Here is an 18,665-nt window from a genome sequence, read left to right as displayed (position 1 = left end):
CGAAATACGAGGAAATTGTCAGTGAGTGGCAGCGGTAGGCATTCACTGAATCTCCACATCCTGCATCATGCCCGCATGTTCCAGCAAGCGGCTTGTCTGCTGCTGGATGCTATCCCGCAAGTTTGCTGCAAACTGCTGTTCTGCCGGGGTTTTCAATACACACGCTGCCCACACGCGGGGCAATTGTTCCATGACCTGCTTGCACATGGCGATCAGTGTTGCCTGCACCAGTGAGCGCGACAGACCACAACTCGCGGCAAAATCTGCCAATTGAAAGGCGGAGACACGGGTATCAAAATCATCCCCCAACGCCATCGCCAGTTCTTGCTGGTATTCGGGATACACCGCGATATTGACCAGATCGTAGCAAGGCGCAGGTTCGATGCCGTTTTTGCCGACGAAAAAGCTGATGTTTTTGCCGTGCGCATCCCAATTGCTGATGATGAGATTGAACATCACCCAGTCCAGCACGTATTTGCGGGCAAGCGCAGGCGAACGGCAATGAGCGCAGAAGGCGAATAAACGTGGCAAACTTGCGCCGTCACGGATAGCCGCCACATCGAGGCTGTTACCAAAATTGCGTTCGTATTTGTATTCGGGTGGCAAATCGAGTGCTTGGCAACCGTCCAGCAAATGGCGGCGCAATACCGTATCGCCTTGGCGTTTGCGGTCGAAGCGCGTCACCAGCAACGCACGGTGCTGCCCGAAACGCCGCAATTCCACCGCTGCGACGGGCAAACCGATAGCGTTGGCAAGCTGCATCAGCAGGTATTCATTCAGCACCACATGGTTCTGGTTGGCTGGCTCGAACTTAAGGATATGGGTAGAACACAAACTGCCTTCGCCAAATGCCAGCCCGCCCTGCGTATCCGCCAACACATTGATTTTATGTTGAACACCTGCCACCGACAGGCGCGGGCGACCATCCCACACAATCAAGTTGCGGGCGGGTTGATTGTCGAGCCGTTCCAGCAATTCAGCAGGCAGGATCGGGCGCAAGTGGGCGGGCTGGATGGGTTCAAGCGTTTCAGGCAGGAACTGCAATGCACCCGGCGTATCTGTTCCCAACGCACGGATAATGCCAAAGGTATTGGCACTGCTAAGCCGGTAGTTTTCCAGCAGGATGTCGAAACCCTGACCTTCGGGCAGCAAGTTACGCAGAAAGCGTTGCACCACCTGATGGTTCGTGGCTGAGGTCAGCGGCAAGTGCGGCGAAATGGCAAAACCACTGGCCTGCCATGCCGGTGTGTATTCCAGCGTCAATTGCCCTTGCGCATCTGCCAGCAGGAAACCAATGGGCTGTTCCCCCAAGCAAACCCGCAGGCGGTGTTCATACCCAGTCATCGTCACCACCTTCTATCCACGGCTCTACTTTTAGCCCAATACCAAGACCGTTGAGGACTTGAAGCAGTGTACTGAGTTGTACGCCGGAATGCCCGCGTTCCAACTTACTCAAGGTGTCTTTGGCAACGCCGAGTAACGCGGCAGCATCATCAATCCGCAAGCCGGATTGGGTGCGTTTGGCGCGGATGAATTGCCCCAACAGTTCGGGGGTGAGTGCGCCGAATTGTTGCGGAGTGGGAAGTGGGGTCAGGGGTCTTGCCATACTGGATTACCATTGTTCCTGTTACTCAAGGAATAATAGCGTATTAGCGATGGAATGCAATATTGTTCCTTGAATAGCAGGAACAATTACCGCAAGCCCACACGCCAAAACAGATGCTATGCGCCAAGGCTCATCAATGCTATAACAATAGCAATCTGAACGCTGGAGGAGGCGTATGGAGCAAGTTAAGGATTCGGCAACCAGTTTATCGCAGCGACGGCGCACCATTGAAACGCAGTGGAGTCGCTTTGTTGCTGGCAGCCCCTTCGTAAAACGTGACGGTATCCGTGATGACATTATGTCGTCATGGCAGCGCAGTGCGCAACACATCCATCCGCTCCAAGTTCACGCGCCTGCTGACGATGAATATTCCACGCTGCAACGCTGGAAAGAATCCCAACTGTGCCTAGCCGCGCAACGCGAGCAAGAACAAATGATGCAACTTGCCCATGAAGGCGAGTTAGTCGCAGCCATTGCCGACCCGCAAGGGCGTTTATTATGGACATTTTCCAGCCGCCACATGCGCAGCCGCGCGGAATCGGTCAACTTCACCGCTGGCGGTTTATGGGATGAAGCCTCGGTCGGCACGAATGCGGTGGGTTTGGCGTTAAAATTGCGGCGTTCTGTCACTGTGTTTTCGTCGGAACATTACCTGCCGTTTGTACATGATTGGGTGTGTTACGCCGCACCGATTACGCATCCGCAATCCGGCGAAGTGCTGGGTGTGCTGGATATGTCTACCACATGGAATCGCCATACACCTTTGGGGCAAGCGGCTGTTACCGAGTTGGCGCGTGCGATTGGGCGATGCTTGCCGCAGCAGTTACCCCGCGCTGAATTGGAAATCCATGCACTGGGGCAGCCCCGCATTCTGTTTCGTGGTAAACCGTTGAGCTTGCCCATGCGCCAAGTGGAAATCCTTTGTCTGTTGGCCTTGAATCCGCAAGGTTTGAGCCTCGAAGGTTTCCACGCGGCGTTGTACGGCGACCAACCTATTTCCACCACGACGTTGAAAGCGGAACTGTCGCATTTGCGGCGTTTGCTGGATGGGCAAATCGGTTCGCGCCCGTACCGTTTGCAAATGCCGGTGTGGGCGGATTTCATTCAAGTCTGGCAAGCCTTGCGCCAGCAACAAAGCCAAGAAGCCTTTTCGTTATACCGTGGTTCATTTTTGCCGCAATCCGCCTCACCAGAGCTGGAAGAATGGCGTTATTGCATTGATGCGGTAATGGGTAAAGCCATTGATTCCTGCCAAGACCCTAGCGTACTGATGGGGCAATTGTGCCATAGCACCGGCGGTAGTGAGCTGGTGCGCGAACGGCTGGCGGAGTTGGTGTTACACCCCGTCAGATTCTGAGATGAGCGCGGCGTAATGGCGCAGGTATTCCGGCTCATACGCCAGCAAAGCACTGCGTAATGCATCCGCCGCAATCAGCGGGGAAAGTGCCCGCGCCAGCACATTGCAGTTCCACAAACCCACCACGGGTTGCTGCCCGAAGGCATAACGCCCATGCTCATCGTCCGGGTGGCTGACACACAGGGGATCACGCGCCGGGGTAAACGTGCTTGCGCCTACATCCAAAGTAATGCCGAGGATCGACTGGTTGTCGGTATTCATCACCCCATGCACAAACCCCACCGCCTGCCAATGCGCGATCAAGCGGGCGGTGCGCAACACCACCTCACGGAAAAACGTCGCATAACGCGCCTCCCCTTCCGCCGCGCACGCCGGGAAATGACAGGCAATCACATGATCCGCCAACAGCCGCAACGCCGCCGGGTTTTTCTGGAAGAAATAATTTTCAAACGTGCCGAAACGCACATGGCTGGGGGCAATGCGCGTCACCATCGCCATCGGTTCAAAGCCTTGCCGGTACAACTGCTGGCTACCGGAAGTAACGCACAAACACCGCGCGGTCGGCACACCCAAAGCCGCCAACTGTTCCGTGGTATCGAATTCGTGCAGGCATTCACGCAACCCCGCCCGCCCATCGGCAGTCCGCGCATACGGCGTTTTGCCCACGCCTTTCAGGTACAGGTCAACGATGCCGTCCGGTGTTTCCACCTCACCCAACAATACCGCACGACCATCCCCCAAGAACGGGTTGAAATGTCCAAACTGATGCCCCGCATAATCCTGCGCCAATGGCTGCATCCCCGGCAACAAGGCATTGCCACTGAATACTTGCAGGAATAAGTCCGTATTCACCTCATCCACGTGCAAACCCAACTGCTGCACCACGTCGGCGCTGCTGCACACCAGCTTCGGGTTTTCCAGCCTCTGCGGTTGGAATTCGCTGTAAAAGTGCGCCCCCAAAGCATGGAAACGGTTGCGGAAAATGAGGTCGTGGAGGTGTTTCAACATTTAGTCAGCGGCGGGGTCGCTCTTGCTCGCGCGATGAATCTCACGCTGCATAAAGCCGTAAAGCCCCTCCACTTTTTCGCGCGCCCAAGGCGTTTTACGCAAAAACTTCAGGCTGGATTTAATGCTGGGGTCGATGCTAAAACAACGCAGAGGAATGCGCTCAGCCAATTCCGCCCAACCAAAATGCGCCACCAGCGCGGTGAGTATCGCCTCCAGCGTGAGGCCATGCAGAGGATTGTTGCGTTGCTTGAGGTCGTTGGACATGCGTGTTCGCCGTATCGGGGTCAAGGCTGTGATTATGGCGGGTATCCCCTTAGCTTGTATACGGCCCTAAAAACCGCACACCATTGAAATGAATCAAATGCGAAGGGTCGCTGGCACACCAAACTTCAGTTTCCCATGCGACTACTGACAAGAACTTGCGCAGGATTTCGCCTCGGTCAGGGAAGGCTGTCACGTAAACCAATCCAGCCGAACTTGATTTGAACAAGTTGGCAAGTTCGGCGTGGCGAATTCCATCTACCGGGCCACTGCTAGTTACGGCTTCGACCAAGATCAGCCAGTTTTTCTCGCGGTGATAGAGCACTATGTCAGGCATTTTGCCGTGGCTGCCGACTTCAACGCCCAATGATTGCAACAACGATTCGTTGAAATAGCCCCATTTGCTGCCGGTATCACCCACGTATACCAGCTCGCCACCGGGAACAAAGTGCGGGGCAAATACCTCAATAATCTGCCGGATCAGGTCGGAATGTGCGCCCGGACTCAAAGTAATCGTTTGATCTTGCTGAATGGTGACAGGAATGCGCTGCATATCACGGTGGCGGGCAAACTGGTCAGCCAGTGTTTGCCGTTGTGCCAAATAGTTGCCTAAAGCGGCATCCCAAGCTTTTGTGCCAAACTGTTGGAACAGCACAAGAGCTTGTTCCTCGACTTGATAGCAATTATCCGCGCTATTCACTGCGCGGTCGGGTTTGTCCGGGTTGTGCAGCAAGACACCTGCCGCTACCAATTGTTTGACACTGTATTTGCGCACACTTTCGCGGGTGTTTTCGGCGTAATTGCGTGCCATTTGTTGGCGGGCAAAATCCAGTATGGCACGGATACCCAGCAGTGAATTGCTGGCATGTTGCCATTGCGTATCAGCAGGTAAATTCAGCAATGCCAGCAACGTAATGGCGGTGCGTTCGTTGAGTTGTTCTTTGGGCATCCCCAAGGCTTGGAGGATGTGCAATGCCTCGTTGATGCGTTCTTGCTGTGTGGTCATAGGGCTGCAACCAGTTGGTCGATGGTGGTTTGGTCAATGCTGGCATAGCTGGCGGCACGTTCGCCGAGTACCCGCAATTGGGCGCGACTGGGGTAACGCAAGGTACGCAAGTCGGTAGCGTTGACTTGTGTATGCCCGGAAAATACGCGGAACCAATCATCCAGCACAGTCGAATTGAGGAAGGTTGCCAAACCACTAGCCAGTGTTGCATCCAACCCTGCCTTGCCGATGTGGAAGATATTCCAGTGGTTTTCAAAGCCGATCAGTTCACTGCCCAGCATTGCCGGTGTCAGGTGATAAGCGACAACACGACGGCGTTCTTCCTTGGTGGAAAAGCGTTTAACCAGCACGTAATGTCCATTTGGCATCAGCCATCTCCGGGAGGCTGGTAGCAGGTGCAAAGCGTTAGGTTTCTTGTGTAGTTTAGGCCAAACCAGTTGTCCGGTACTGAAATGGTGTGGGTAGAGCAAGGGCACGGTGTTGTTGCCGGGTTGTGCGCTCCAGCATTCTTTCAGGCGGAAATCGACCACGGGGCCGGTACAAACTTCCAAGCCCAGTTCTACCAACGAATGGGTACTGACTGCGGGAATATCTGTTGCGGCATGGCTGGTCGGGATGTGGATGAATTGTTCGACATCACCCGGTTTGACGATATTGGCAAAGGCAAAGCAGGCTTCCTGATAGTCAGCGAAACGGGCATCGTGCGAAGTCGAAACGGTGACTTGCCCTTGCTCCTCGCTTTTGACCAGATGAATGATGATGTTTTCTTGTAATACGTCGTCTGCACCGAAAGCTTTGCTGCGGCTTTCAAATAGGTGGATGTGGCGAATAGCGCACTGTTTTAACAGCAGTTCACGGAACGGGCGGTAATAGCTGCCGTTGCAGAACGAGCGCGGGATAATCGCAACCAGTTCGCCGCCGGTTTCCAGCAGCAGGATGGCGAGTGCAACAAAGCCGGTGTATAGATTGACGGTTTCAATCCCGGCTTTGCGCAAGAGTTGACGGTGGCGGGACTGGGTGTTGATCTTCTTGTATGGCGGGTTGAGGATGGCGTGTGTGTAGCGTTTGCCGATACTGGTTTGTGCTGCAAAGCTGGTGTCTTCGATGAAATCAACAGAATGTAATTGGGTAGTGACGCGCCCTTGCCCGCGTTGCACATATTGTTCCAGCGTGGTTTGCAGGTAACGGCGCAGTGTGGGATCAATTTCCCAAGCATCCACTGCGGTGCTTGTGCCGTGTTGCAGGGCAGCGTCCAAAAAAGCAGCGGTCAGCGAACCTGTGCCTGCACCAGCATCCAGCAGGCGGGCTTGTTCCGGGTAATGGAACAGCGAGGCCATGAAGCGGGCAATGGCAGCGGAGGTCATGTATTGGCCTAACTGACTGCGTTGGGTGTCCGGCAGTTGCTGGCAGGCTTCGCGGTGCAGGTGATCGGGGATGGCTAACATGGCATCAAACCTGCCAATCAGTTAGCCGCAGGTTGGCGACCCGTTCAAATTCATGGGTATTATTTGTCACCAGTACCGCGTCATGCGCCCGTGCAATGGCGGCAATTAGCATGTCGTTGGGACCGATCAGTTTGCCCTGACGGGCAAGGTCTGCACGGATTTGGGCGTATTCCTCCGCGCACCGATCATCAAACGGCAGGCTTTGCAGTGGGGCGAAAAACAGTTTCAGTTTTTGCAAATTGGCTTCTACCCGTTGGCTGTGTCGTGCCCCAAATAGCAATTCGGCTTTGACTATGCTGCATACGGTAATCTCACCGGGGGAACACTGCTGGAAGTGGTGCTTGACGGCCTGCGATGTACCGTTCATGAAATGGATGCAGGTATTGGTGTCCAGTAGGTACATCAGAACAATACCTCTCGCATTTCATAGTCACCCTGCTCCGGGCGTTGCAGAGCCTCGCCTTCCCATGAGCCAAAGAGATCGAAATAGCCTGCTGGCCACTGTGTGCCGATGTCTTTCTGGATCAGCATGGCGAGGTATTTAGAGATGGGCAGATGCGCCCGCTCAGCTTTGTGCTGGAGTTGGGCTGCTACATCTTCTGCAACGTAACAATGGAGTTGTGGCATGTATACCTCCGAATATATGTGTTATATTTTCATGGTCAAGTATGGCAGGTATCTGGTATTTATGTCCAATGTCCTTTGGTAGATTTATTTGTCAAGAAAATATTTGAGTGGCTTTATATGCATCTCCTTATACACAAGTTCCCAAGCTGATGTAAGATAAGCAATTTTCACTCATGAACTGGTCATCTACCGAACTCACCGATCTTGATTTGGGAGACAAGCGCCTCGAAACACGCGCAGCCCATATTCTCAACGCCATGCTAAAAGTGCCCCAATCCAGTATCCCCAAGGCTTGCCAGAGTTGGTCAAGCACCTTGGCGACGTACCGTTTCTTCTGGAATGAAGCGGTGAGCCATGATGCTTTGATGGCATCCCACTTTGAAGCGACAGAGTGCCGAATTCGTCAACAAGACTCGCGGATTATCCTGTGTATTCAAGATACGACCGAACTGGACTTCAATGGACAGGAAACCGAGGGTTTAGGGCGGTTATCCTACGATAAGCAACGCGGGATGTACCTGCATCCGACCTTGTGTATTACCCCAGAACGTTTGCCGTTGGGCATCACCGATACGTGGATGTGGTCACGGGGATTGAGCAAAGCGGCAGACCAAGCCAACCCCAGCATCAAAGAAAGCCGTCGTTGGATTGAAGGGTATGAACGGGTAGCCGAACTGGCGGCACGCTGCCCTGAACACCGCTTCATCTATGCGGGCGACCGTGAAAGCGACTTTTACGACTTGCTCCAACGGGCGCAAGCCTTGAATTACCCGGCTGACCTACTGATACGGGCGCAACATAACCGTGCCTTAGGAGATGACCTCAAACTGTGGGATGCCATTGAGCAACAACAGGCGTTGACCCGTATCACCTTTACCAAACCGCGCAAGCAGGGTGAAAAGCCCCGCAAAGTGGTACAAGAAATCAAGGTGTTACGTTATACCTTGCGTCCCAAGAGTAAGCATCCGATGCTATTGACCTTGGTTCAAGCCAAAGAAATTAACCCACCCGCCGGAAAATCGCCCCTCATTTGGCGTTTAGTCACCAACCGTTGTGTAGAGACCGCCGATGCTGCCTGTGAACTCATCGACTGGTATCGAGCGCGTTGGGAAATCGAAATGTTTTTTGATGTCCTGAAAGTTGGCTGTCGCGTCGAAAAACTGCAACTGGAGACCAAAGAGCGCATCGAAAAAGCCCTCGCGCTCTACATCATGGTGGCCTGGCGGATTATGTTTCTGATGCGGTTGGGGCGTACCTGCCCAGAACTTCCGGCTGATCTGGTGTTTGACCCGCTGGAATGGAAAGTATCCTTCCGGCTCGGCAAAAAAGCACTACCCGATGGCATACCTACCCTCAATCAAGTGATACGCAATCTGGCAGAACTGGGTGGCTTTTTGGGCAGAAAATCCGATGGCGAACCGGGGGCTAAAAGTATCTGGTTAGGCTATTCACGAGTGCTGGACTGCATTTATGGCATTCAGATGGCTAGTGAGTTGGGAATGGATTGATTTGTGTATAAGGAGATGCTTTATATGTCGGAAAATGAGCAAAAAAGACTGCAAATCCCATTAGTAATTGACTCTTTAAGCGAAGAGGAAATTCCAGCGTCCTTGATTAATGAAATTTACGAGCAGCATGAAATTCAGGATATAAGATTTAAGAATCGCTTTGTATGCGCTTATTGCAAGCAGACAGTCTTATTGTATTCCAGAGCAGATGTACAATCTCGACACGGACATCTCTACCATTTCCAGCACACGCCTGGCACCGAGTGTGAATGGAGAAGTGATAAAGTTGGTCGAGCGTACCTTTATCAAGGGATTAAAGAGGGAAATAAACATCGCGATCTAAAAACAATGCTGGCTCAAACACTGAATCACTTAAACGGATGGTTAGTAATTAGTGTGGACAAGCGTTTTCTTTTTAGTCCAGATCAGCGCAAGCGAGGAAAACCGGATGTTTATGCAACATACAAAGGAACAGAGGTTGTTTTTGAGATCCAGCTAAGGGCAGAAAGTCCAAAAATAATCAGTACTAGGCAAGAACTTTACCGAGATAGTGGCAGGAAACTTATCTGGTTGAGCATGGAAAATAGTGAGATAGTTTCTGAGGATTTCTCAAAGAATTGCATTGATGTGAAGCAGGTTCAGAAAGATATTGCTTTCACTAATAGAGGGAATTGGTTCATCTTTAATAAAAATATGTGCCAAGACTCAATTGATGCTGGGCAGCTAGTACTTTTAGCCATGGTGTGGACTCCAGAAATAAGTGCAAATAAAATCATCTATCAATGGAGACAATACAAAATAACATATAATGACTTAACCTTCGAAAAAGGAGAAGTATTTTATAAAGATTTCCACATGATGCATCGGGATGCTATTCAGCAGCTTAGGCAGAGAGGCCAAGAAAAATGCCTTCTTATTTTAGAGAAAGAAGAGCCTCGAACCTTTGTTGATTTTATTGAACTTACCAGAAGCGCATGGCCTACCTTTGACGAAAATCATGATGCCGAATGGTTAAGATGCACATTTAATGATTATGGAAATAATAAAAAAATAGCTTTAAAGGCAGCCATTCTTGATTTTTTCAAAAGCACAGATTGGCGTGAGAAAAGTAGTCATGAAGGGTGGACTAGAATAACTCAAAAAATATCCAATCCAAAAATCGGAATAAATATCAACTCCAATCTTGTTGTGATAGAAAAAATATTATTGATCCTTGGATATAAAATAAGCGAACATCTAAGCCCAGAGAAATCAAAACACATATGGGCTTGTCATAATTTTTATGATTATACCTCATACAAACCATATCGCGAGCTTTGCCAAAAAGCGATAGAGCACAGTAAATATAACAATCAAATCGTTAGTGATAAAACAATGCAAAAACGCATTAATGCTCCTGTGGATATAGAACAAAAACACGATTTAGATGATTTCTTGGCTTGGTTCATGAAAAACCCATTACTTCCGCTGGAATCATGACAAATAGAGCCAAATAGAATCCATTTACTTCATCACGTATTTACAGGAAAGCCGTTATTCGCTCTATAAGCCTGAACGCTTGCCATTCTGCATGGATGTCAGTATAGAAGCGTTTCATCTCAACTATTCTACGACGCATCGTAAAAAAATCCAGACCATTTTACGATGGGCATGTAGATTAGCATGATAAAAAGCAACCATTATTTGCCTTTTGTCATCCCTATCAGGCGATAGCCAGACTATACTCGCGGGATAAATAAAACACAGGATACCCATAAAAATGCTACCCCTAACCCGTAAATCCCTCTGGCTTGCGATTGGCCTGATCGCGATGAGTCTGGCGTTGAGCAGTTTCGTACTGACTGCTGGGTTGAATCTCCACCCCTGCTATTTGTGCATTTTCCAGCGACTGTTATTCATGCTGATTGCGGTATTCGGGCTGCTGGCAGCAATCGGGTTTGGTGAAAAAGTGTGGGGTAGTCTGGTGCTATTGCTGGCAGGCGTGGGAACGGCTACGGCGAGTTATCAAACCTGGTTGCAATTACAGCCGCCCGGTAGTGCTTCTTGTGCGGGCAGTCAACCCGGCTTGATTGAGCAATTTGTTTATTTCCTGAGCGATAACGTGCCCAGCTTGTTTGAGGTCAGCGGTTTGTGTGAAGACGAGGAATTGGTGATTATGGGGCTTTCTCTCGCCAATTGGGCGTTGGTTTCTTTCGCGTCAGCGTTGGTCGTTGCCGTGTGGGCGTTGTTTAAACGCGGGTCAGACTAAGCCGACCCGCACACTACACCACGCGAGGAGGAGGAAACTTAGAAGAAGCCCAGCGGATTGATGTCGTAGCTTACCAGCAGGTTTTTGGTCTGTTGGTAATGATCAAGCATCATCTTGTGGGTTTCGCGGCCTACGCCGGATTTCTTGTAGCCGCCAAATGCCGCGTGCGCTGGGTACAGATGATAGCAGTTTGTCCACACCCGCCCGGCTTGGATGCCGCGCCCCATGCGGTAAGAACGGTTCATATCGCGAGTCCACACGCCTGCACCCAGACCGAATTCGGTGTCATTGGCAATCGCCAAGGCTTCGGCTTCATCCTTGAACGTCGCAACCGACACCACCGGCCCGAAGATTTCTTCCTGGAACACGCGCATATTGTTCGTGCCTTTCAGCAAGGTCGGCTGGATGTAATAGCCCTCGCAGTAAGCCGCTTCCATCGTTTCGACCGCGCCGCCGGTAATCACTTCCGCGCCTTCGTCTTTGCCGATTTGGATGTAGCTGAGGATTTTGTCGTATTGTTCTTGCGAGGCTTGCGCACCCACCATGACTTCGGTATCCAGCGGATTGCCGCGTTTGATTTGTGCGGAACGCTCAATCACCATGCCGATGAATTTTTCGTAGATGGATTCCTGAATCAGCAGGCGTGACGGGCAAGTGCAGACTTCGCCTTGGTTGAAGAACGCCAGTACCGCACCTTCAACCGCTTTGCTGACGAACGCATCTTCGTGATCCAGCACATCGGCGAAGAAGATATTCGGGGATTTGCCGCCGAGTTCAACGGTGGAAGGAATAATGTTTTCCGCCGCGTATTTCATAATCAGCGAGCCGACCGGGGTGGAGCCAGTGAACGCGATTTTGGCAATGCGGGTGCTGGTGGCGAGTGCCTTACCTGCTTCCACGCCGAAACCGTTAACCACGTTCAGTACGCCCGGCGGCAATAAATCCGCAATCAGTTCCATCATGATCAGGATGGAGGCGGGGGTTTGTTCGGCGGGTTTCAAGACCACGCAGTTGCCTGCCGCCAATGCCGGAGCGAGTTTCCAGCACGCCATCAGCAGCGGGAAATTCCAGGGGATGATTTGACCAACCACGCCTAAGGGTTCATGAAAATGGTAGGCGACAGTATTTTCGTCGATTTCGCCCATCGTGCCTTCTTGCGCACGCAAGCAGCCTGCGAAATAGCGGAAATGGTCGGAGGAAAGCGGCACGTCAGCGTTGAGGGTTTCGCGCACGGCTTTGCCGTTGTCCCAGGTTTCTGCGACTGCCAGCACTTCCAGATTCGCGTCGATGCGATCGGCGATTTTCAGCAGGATATTGGAACGAGCAGTAACAGACGTTCTGCCCCACGCATCTTTGGCAGCGTGCGCGGCATCCAGTGCCAGTTCAATGTCTTCCGCACTGGAACGCGGGATTTGGCAGAACGGCTTGCCGTTGACCGGGGAAATATTGTCGAAGTATTCGCCGTTGACGGGGGCAACCCAAGCACCGCCAATGAAGTTTTCATAGCGTTCTTTGAAGTGGATGACCGCGCCTTCGGTATTGGGATTTGCGTATTGCATGTTATGGCCTCTCTCTCATTATTTGTGATGGTAAAGGCATAACATACGGTATGAAGGTTGGAGAAAGGTTGGTTTAGCAAAAATCGTAGAGACGCAAGATTTTGCGTCTCTACATCCCCCTCCCGCCTCCTGCACAAACATTTTCCGCATCGCACAAAACTCAGGTAATATCAAACTCACGGCGGCATCACGCCAAGGCAATCGCTCAATCGGCAGAACTCCGCTACGTTTCGATAACAGCTTTAGGACGACAGACCGCTATGAAAGACGAATTAGACCAAGCCGCGCTCGACTACCACCGCTTCCCGCAACCGGGCAAACTCGAAGTTACCCCCACCAAAAACATGGCGAACCAGCGCGATTTGGCACTGGCGTATTCCCCCGGCGTGGCGGCAGCAAGCCTTGCGATTGCGGCAGACCCCGCGTGTGCGGCGGATTACACCTCACGCGGCAATCTGGTAGCGGTCATTTCCAACGGCACAGCGGTGCTGGGCTTGGGTTCGATCGGTGCACTCGCCTCCAAACCCGTCATGGAAGGCAAGGCGGTATTGTTCAAGAAATTCGCAGGCGTAAATGCCTTCGACATTGAAATGGACACGCTCGACGTAGACCGTTTGGTGGATGCCATCAGCCTGCTCGAACCGACATTCGGTGGCATTAACCTCGAAGATATTAAAGCCCCGGAATGTTTTGAGGTGGAAAAACGCCTTAAAGCCATGATGAAAATTCCGGTGTTCCACGACGACCAGCACGGCACAGCGATTTGCGTGGCAGCCGCCATCCGTAACGGTTTGCGCGTCGCTGGCAAGCAGATTGAAGACGTGAAACTGGTGTGTTCCGGTGCAGGTGCGGCGGCGATTGCCTGCATGAACTTGCTGGTGGAAATGGGTTTAAAGAAAGAGAATATCGTCGTTAACGACCGCTTCGGCATTATCTACAAAGGCCGGGTTGAAGAAATGAACCCGTATAACGCGGCTTACGCCATCGACACCGACGCACGCACGCTGGATGATGTGATGGATGGCGTGGACGTGTTCCTCGGTTTATCCGCGCCGCGCGTGTTGAAACAACATCACGTCAAGGTAATGGCGGCAAATCCCCTGATCCTCGCGCTCGCCAACCCTGAGCCAGAAATCCGCCCCGAACTGATTTACGAAGTGCGTTCCGATGCGATTGTGGCCACCGGACGCAGCGATTACCCCAACCAAGTGAACAATGTGCTGTGCTTCCCGTTCCTGTTCCGGGGCGCGTTGGATGTGGGCGCAACCGAAATCAACGAGGCGATGAAAATTGCGGTAGTCGAAGCGATTGGCGATCTGGCGATGCGCGAAGCCTCCGACGCGGTGGTGTCTGCGTATGGCGGGGCGGAATTCCACTTCGGGCGCGACTACCTTATCCCTAAGCCCTTCGACCCGCGTTTGATGACCATCATTCCGCCACGAGTTGCCAGAGCGGCGATGGAAACCGGCGTGGCGACGCGCCCGATTACCGATTTCGAGGCGTATGAACGTCAACTGGAAAGTTTCGTATTCCGTTCCGGCATGACCATGAAGCCGGTGTTCGAGAAAGCCAAACGCAACCCGCAGCGCATTGTGTTTGCGGAAGGCGAATCCCAGCGCGTGATCAATGCGGCGCAGCAATTGGTGGATGATGGCATTTGCCAACCGATCTTGCTCGGCAACCCTGAGCTGATTCAGCGCAATATTGAAGCCTACGATTTGCGCCTGAAAATCGGTGAAAACATCACCGTGGTTGACCCGCGCAATAATCCCGACTACGAACGCCATGTGGAAGAGCATTACGCAGTGATGTGCCGCAAGGGTGTAACGCCAATGTATAGCCGCCGGGTGATGACGGCGCGTACCACGCAGATTGCGGCGGTGATGGTACGTTGCGGCGATGCCGATGCGATGATTTGCGGGGTAGAGGGTAACTTCATTTCGCATCTGCATTACGTGCGTGACATGATTGGGGCGCGTCCCGGTTTGACGGATGTGGCGGCTGTCACCATGCTGATTCTGAAGCAGGGGACGTATTTCCTCACCGATACGCACGTCAGCGAAGATCCAACGGCGGAACAGCTTGCGGATAACACAGCGTTGGCAGCGGAACTGGTGGCAGGCTTTGGGTTTGAACCGAAAGCGGCGTTGCTGTCGCATTCCAACTTCGGTAGTCGCATGAATGTGCATTCCGACAAGCTGCGCAAGACTTTGGCAATTTTGCGTGAGAAGCACCCCGATTTGTTGGTGGAAGGTGAAATGCACGCCGATGCCGCGTTATCGCAAGACGTGCGTGACCGTTTATTCAAAGGTGCAGCGTTTGATGGTGAAGCCAATTTGCTGGTTTGCCCGGATTTGAATTCGGCGAATATTGCTTACAACATGACCAAGATGCTTGCGGATGGGCTACCCGTGGGGCCGATGCTGGTGGGTGCTAATTACCCCGTGCATATCCTTACCGAAAGCACCACGGTGCGTGGGATTGTGAACATGGCAGCGTTCGCGGGCGTGGAGGCCATGAACCGCAAAGCATAAGGTTTGACAACGCCACCGTAGAGACGCAAGATTTTGCGTCTCTACCCACCCCTAATTCAACAAGGAATCGTTATGAAAATGCTTGCAATATTGGCATTTTGCCTCGGAACGTTGTGTGCTTGCACGCCGCCTGCGGGGAGTGAACAAGCCATGATCCGTGCGACGGTAGCTGGCACAACCGCACAGCCCGATCCCGTCGAAATGCAGATTCGTGTTCTGGAAAAAGCAGGCAAACTCAAGGTGTTGGCAGTGCGTGAATCGTTCCCGCCGCAATTTGAACTCGAAGGCTCGGCGCAAGCGCTTGCGGAGGTCAGAGCGTTGGCGCAACCGCGTTAAGCAACGGATTAGGGAGTTGCCACCACGAAACCGCCGTCTTGACTGCGCACCACGACGTTGGCGTGGGTGTTGCCTGACAGTGGCAACATATTGGCGGTGTTGAGATTGTCGTTGACCAGCAAGATATTGCCATTGTTACTGCTAACGTCCAAGTGATTGCCGCGCAGGTTGACGGTTAGCACTTCTTGCACCTTGATGGTGAAGTGGACATGGACGGGCTGATTAAGTGTGGCTTCCGCGCTGGCGTATTCGCTTGTGAAAGTAGCACTCAGGGCGAGTAACAGTGCGGCAGACGTTAAGCCGAGGTGGGCGAGGTGATTCATGACAATACTCCTCAAGTGCGCTTCTGTGTTCAGAAAGCATTAAGGATAGTCTACGCCCATTCATAACGTTAATATTGATATTTAGCAATAATTGAACCGATCAATGGCAGTCTTACAGACAGCTTGCCTGATACGTCACGGTGCCTTGATACGTACCCGCTGCGGGCAAAGCGCTGTTGGTGTAGGTGTATTGCCAAACCGCCTTGCGATCTGTTACCGAGCCATAACTGCTGGTGCTGACCAGACTTTCCGCGTTTGTTGCATTGCGCAAAGTAGGGGCAGGCAAGCCGCTATCCGAGGTGCTGGTTTGCAACGTTTCATAAGGAATGAATTGCCCTTGACCATTGGCAAGCCCGTTGTTGTCGGTCACGCTGTAAGCAATTTTTACCTGCCCACAATTGGCGCGTACCGCCACATTCACCCCGTTACTCACATCGCTGCCGGTAATGCTGCTGGGGGCAAGCCCACTTTCGCCTGCCGGTGGGATTGCCCCTGTGTATGCCCCTGACGACAGATTAGTACCAACGTTGTAAGTAAGCTCTGCGGTTTGATTCGCATTGCCGACCTGTAAAAACAGGAACGCGGGGACGGTAAGTTTTACTTTTACGGGCAATTCAGCGGTGGAGTTATCTTCACAATCAACCCGAACCGCATCCGCACTCATCGGAATCAGCATAGTCAAGAGTATCAAGTAAGCAGTGTAGCGTGTCATTGTGGGGTTCCCCGTGTGCGGAATTCGCCGGTGTATGTGCCTGCTGGGTAAACGGTGTCATTTAAAAAATCAAATTGCAGGTTGAAAATCGAATCGTCTTTGGGGTTGGCAGTGATCCATGTTTGTGAGCCGTTATTGAATTGCCCATCGGCTGGCACGCTGCCTTTGGTTTCATTGGTGGGGTTTTCCTGCCAGCCAATTTTGCTAAACGGAATCGTCACGCTGCTGCTACACGTGGTGCAAGTGAGGGGCGTGGCGGAGTTCGCAGACATCACGACACGTTTAGTCGTTTTGTTGCTGACACTGAGGCGGAAGCGTACATGGTTTGCCAAGGTGTTGTTATTGCCACGGTTGTTGACGGTGGTGGAGACAATCCGCCCACCTGTGCCAAGGCTATTGCCGGGGAGGTCAAACACAATTTCGGGAATGGGTTGGTTAATAGCACCATTCACGAGGTAGTAATCGGCTTTGCCGTTATCGGTATTTTCCGGCCAACATTGCGCCCACGCGCTGGGCATGGGGAGCAGGGCGAGGAGCACCAAAGCGGCTCGGTAGTGATGGCTGGGTAAATAGGGCATTGCCGAGATCCTCACAGTTGTTGTTCAATCGCAAACGCGCCTTTTTCCCAGTAAAGCTGACCTTTGAGCTTGACGGGGTATTTGATCGTTTTCGGGTCAAGGTGTTTTTCGCCAAGGTGCGGGGTGAGCGGGAGTAAGCGCGATTCGCCCGCCATAATCGGGGTGCTGGACACCGAAAAGTCGATGGCTTTGCCGCTGCTGTCCGTGCCTGCGAGTACGCCTTGCAGACGACCGTGTGCCGTGCCGCTATTGCTGACTTTGAGAGCAGGGATTTTGCCGGACATTTGCAGGTTGGCAACCGTGAGGGCGGGTTCTGCGCCGCCGATAGCCAAATACACGATGACGGCTAAACGCCCGTTGACCGGCAGGTTGATATTGTCGGCAATTTGGTTGGGGGCGGGGGTCGTGCCTTCGACCATGAGGGCAAAGCGGCATTCTTGCGCAGGCGTGCCAGCGGGAACATCGACTTCAAAACGCATCGGGCGTTTGTCGCCACGGTTGACGGTAACTTTGTGGCGTTCGAGCTTGACCCATTCGCGGCAACTGTTGGGGAGGAGTTCGTCGTGAAACGTGAGTTTTTCGCCAGTGAGTTGCCAGTCGTTGGTTTTGACGGTGTATTGTTCGTTGGCATTGCCGACGTTATAAATTTCCAGCACTTGCGATACTTTTTGCCCAGCAGTGGCGGAAAGTTCATAGCGTGGCGGGCTGGCAGCCGCTGAAAAGCCGCTGGCAGATGCGTTGGTTGCCATACCTAACGTTAGCAAACTGAAAAAAAGTTTGCTGGTGATGTTTCTCATGTTTAGCCCCTGTTGTGACAATCTGGCAAAGGTTCGGCTGCTATTGCCGAACCTTGCGCCATCTTATTTAAATATTAGCCAACGTGTATTTGACTTCAGCGTTGTATTCACCCGCCGCTGGGTTGTTGGTTGGTGTGTAGGTATATTGCCAAGCATCCGTTAGTTTTACCAAACCCGCCGTATTGGTTAGATCAACCGTGCCACCTGTAAACCCATTGAGTGCGGTGTGTGCAATACTACCGCCATCGGTTGCGCTAATTTCGCTTAAAGACGGCTTATTGAAGCCAGCGGTAACGGCGGTAAAATCCGTGACGATGGCAGAGGTGAGGCGGACATCGCCCGTATTGCTAAAAGCGGCAACTTTGAGGATACCATCCCCAGCTTTATCGGAAGCACTTTCATTATCACTGTTCGCATTTTGTGGATCTACTGCGTCGGCAGTAATTTTGCCCCATTGAGCAGAGGTTGCATCAGTGTTACTGGTCTCGGCTATCCCTGAACCAAAGGCATAATCCCAGATAAGGGTATTTTTGGTGTTTCCCCAATCGCCCACGCGCAAGATAATAATTTCGGGTACTTTGATTTTGAAGTTGACGTTGGCAGTGACGGAATCAGGCGCTGCGCCTACTTTGGAGGAAATGCCCGCTTCGCCGAAGGCAGTGCCGGTTAAGGCGAGCAATAACGCGCTGGAAGCCAGCAGGCTAGGTTTTAGTAATTTCATGTTTAGTAAACTCTTACTGTTATTATTGATTGAAAATGT

20 protein-coding genes are annotated in these 18,665 nt (G+C 52.3%); 6 read left to right on the top strand and 14 right to left on the bottom strand.

Going from position 1 to position 18,665, the window contains the following annotated elements:
• Positions 1 to 42 precede the first annotated feature (42 nt).
• Together HMY34_RS07785 and HMY34_RS07780 are read right to left on the bottom strand one after the other, a co-directional pair.
• The gene (locus HMY34_RS07785) at positions 43 to 1,344 is read right to left on the bottom strand and encodes a HipA domain-containing protein (protein ID WP_202718688.1); all 1,302 of its coding nucleotides are present in this window, start codon (positions 1,342 to 1,344) and stop codon (positions 43 to 45) included.
• On the bottom strand, positions 1,331 to 1,606 hold the full coding sequence (locus tag HMY34_RS07780; RefSeq protein WP_202718687.1) for a helix-turn-helix domain-containing protein: 276 nt from the start codon (positions 1,604 to 1,606) through the stop codon (positions 1,331 to 1,333). Before HMY34_RS07780 ends, HMY34_RS07785 begins: the two co-directional genes overlap by 14 nt.
• A 175-nt stretch (positions 1,607 to 1,781) precedes the next feature.
• On the opposite strand from HMY34_RS07780, the gene HMY34_RS07775 reads away from it, so the two are divergent.
• Complete coding sequence (locus tag HMY34_RS07775) at positions 1,782 to 2,963, top strand: helix-turn-helix domain-containing protein (RefSeq protein WP_202718686.1); 1,182 nt, start codon at positions 1,782 to 1,784, stop codon at positions 2,961 to 2,963.
• Here the strand turns inward: HMY34_RS07775 and HMY34_RS07770 are convergent.
• From HMY34_RS07770 to HMY34_RS07745, 6 genes are read right to left on the bottom strand one after another with little or no spacing between them, the layout of a single operon-like run.
• Positions 2,943 to 3,971, bottom strand: coding sequence for a protein adenylyltransferase SelO family protein (locus HMY34_RS07770; protein ID WP_202718685.1), 1,029 nt, complete (start codon positions 3,969 to 3,971; stop codon positions 2,943 to 2,945). The two genes, HMY34_RS07775 and HMY34_RS07770, sit on opposite strands and share 21 nt — an antisense overlap.
• Positions 3,972 to 4,235, bottom strand: coding sequence for a VF530 family protein (locus tag HMY34_RS07765; protein ID WP_202718684.1), 264 nt, complete (start codon positions 4,233 to 4,235; stop codon positions 3,972 to 3,974).
• Positions 4,236 to 4,284: 49 nt separating this feature from the next.
• The gene (locus tag HMY34_RS07760) at positions 4,285 to 5,238 is read right to left on the bottom strand and encodes a BsuBI/PstI family type II restriction endonuclease (protein ID WP_202718683.1); all 954 of its coding nucleotides are present in this window, start codon (positions 5,236 to 5,238) and stop codon (positions 4,285 to 4,287) included.
• Positions 5,235 to 6,683 carry an Eco57I restriction-modification methylase domain-containing protein gene (locus tag HMY34_RS07755; RefSeq protein ID WP_202718682.1) on the bottom strand — a complete coding sequence of 483 codons (1,449 nt, stop codon included), beginning with the start codon at positions 6,681 to 6,683 and terminating at the stop codon, positions 5,235 to 5,237. Before HMY34_RS07755 ends, HMY34_RS07760 begins: the two co-directional genes overlap by 4 nt.
• A gap of 4 nt (positions 6,684 to 6,687) precedes the next feature.
• Entirely contained in the window at positions 6,688 to 7,086 is a 399-nt protein-coding gene (gene vapC / locus HMY34_RS07750; protein ID WP_202718681.1) for a type II toxin-antitoxin system tRNA(fMet)-specific endonuclease VapC, read from the bottom strand.
• Complete coding sequence (locus HMY34_RS07745) at positions 7,086 to 7,310, bottom strand: hypothetical protein (RefSeq protein ID WP_202718680.1); 225 nt, start codon at positions 7,308 to 7,310, stop codon at positions 7,086 to 7,088. Before HMY34_RS07745 ends, vapC begins: the two co-directional genes overlap by 1 nt.
• A 173-nt stretch (positions 7,311 to 7,483) precedes the next feature.
• On the opposite strand from HMY34_RS07745, the gene HMY34_RS07740 reads away from it, so the two are divergent.
• The 3 genes from HMY34_RS07740 (at position 7,484) to HMY34_RS07730 (ending at position 11,066) form a co-directional block, all read left to right on the top strand.
• Positions 7,484 to 8,818, top strand: coding sequence for an IS4 family transposase (locus HMY34_RS07740; protein ID WP_202718679.1), 1,335 nt, complete (start codon positions 7,484 to 7,486; stop codon positions 8,816 to 8,818).
• Positions 8,819 to 8,842: 24 nt separating this feature from the next.
• A complete protein-coding gene (locus tag HMY34_RS07735; protein WP_202718678.1) occupies positions 8,843 to 10,297 on the top strand; it encodes a DUF6035 family protein in 1,455 nt (484 codons plus the stop codon).
• Between the two features lie 280 nt (positions 10,298 to 10,577).
• The gene (locus tag HMY34_RS07730) at positions 10,578 to 11,066 is read left to right on the top strand and encodes a disulfide bond formation protein B (RefSeq protein ID WP_202718677.1); all 489 of its coding nucleotides are present in this window, start codon (positions 10,578 to 10,580) and stop codon (positions 11,064 to 11,066) included.
• Between the two features lie 38 nt (positions 11,067 to 11,104).
• Here the strand turns inward: HMY34_RS07730 and exaC are convergent, their stop codons facing one another.
• The gene (exaC, locus tag HMY34_RS07725) at positions 11,105 to 12,625 is read right to left on the bottom strand and encodes an acetaldehyde dehydrogenase ExaC (protein WP_202718676.1); all 1,521 of its coding nucleotides are present in this window, start codon (positions 12,623 to 12,625) and stop codon (positions 11,105 to 11,107) included.
• Between the two features lie 260 nt (positions 12,626 to 12,885).
• On the opposite strand from exaC, the gene HMY34_RS07720 reads away from it, so the two are divergent.
• Entirely contained in the window at positions 12,886 to 15,159 is a 2,274-nt protein-coding gene (locus HMY34_RS07720) for an NADP-dependent malic enzyme (RefSeq protein ID WP_202718675.1), read from the top strand.
• A 72-nt stretch (positions 15,160 to 15,231) separates the two neighbouring features.
• Entirely contained in the window at positions 15,232 to 15,495 is a 264-nt protein-coding gene (locus HMY34_RS07715; RefSeq protein WP_202718674.1) for a hypothetical protein, read from the top strand.
• An 8-nt stretch (positions 15,496 to 15,503) separates the two neighbouring features.
• On the opposite strand, the gene HMY34_RS07710 is transcribed toward HMY34_RS07715, so the two are convergent.
• The 5 genes from HMY34_RS07710 to HMY34_RS07690 all read right to left on the bottom strand — a co-directional run bounded on the left by HMY34_RS07710 (position 15,504) and on the right by HMY34_RS07690 (position 18,626).
• Entirely contained in the window at positions 15,504 to 15,818 is a 315-nt protein-coding gene (locus HMY34_RS07710) for a hypothetical protein (RefSeq protein ID WP_202718673.1), read from the bottom strand.
• 112 nt (positions 15,819 to 15,930) lie between these two features.
• A complete protein-coding gene (locus tag HMY34_RS07705; protein ID WP_202718672.1) occupies positions 15,931 to 16,530 on the bottom strand; it encodes a hypothetical protein in 600 nt (199 codons plus the stop codon).
• Positions 16,527 to 17,108 (bottom strand): hypothetical protein, encoded by a 582-nt coding sequence (locus HMY34_RS07700; protein WP_202718671.1) that lies wholly within the window; start codon positions 17,106 to 17,108, stop codon positions 16,527 to 16,529. Before HMY34_RS07700 ends, HMY34_RS07705 begins: the two co-directional genes overlap by 4 nt.
• Before the next feature lie 11 nt (positions 17,109 to 17,119).
• Positions 17,120 to 17,905 (bottom strand): hypothetical protein, encoded by a 786-nt coding sequence (locus tag HMY34_RS07695; protein ID WP_202718670.1) that lies wholly within the window; start codon positions 17,903 to 17,905, stop codon positions 17,120 to 17,122.
• A gap of 67 nt (positions 17,906 to 17,972) precedes the next feature.
• Positions 17,973 to 18,626 (bottom strand): hypothetical protein, encoded by a 654-nt coding sequence (locus tag HMY34_RS07690; RefSeq protein ID WP_202718669.1) that lies wholly within the window; start codon positions 18,624 to 18,626, stop codon positions 17,973 to 17,975.
• Between the last annotated feature and the right edge of the window lie 39 nt (positions 18,627 to 18,665).

The sequence above is a fragment of the Thiothrix subterranea genome (assembly GCF_016772315.1).
Lineage (GTDB): Bacteria > Pseudomonadota > Gammaproteobacteria > Thiotrichales > Thiotrichaceae > Thiothrix > Thiothrix subterranea.
This window is presented reverse-complemented; position numbering and strand designations above follow the sequence as displayed.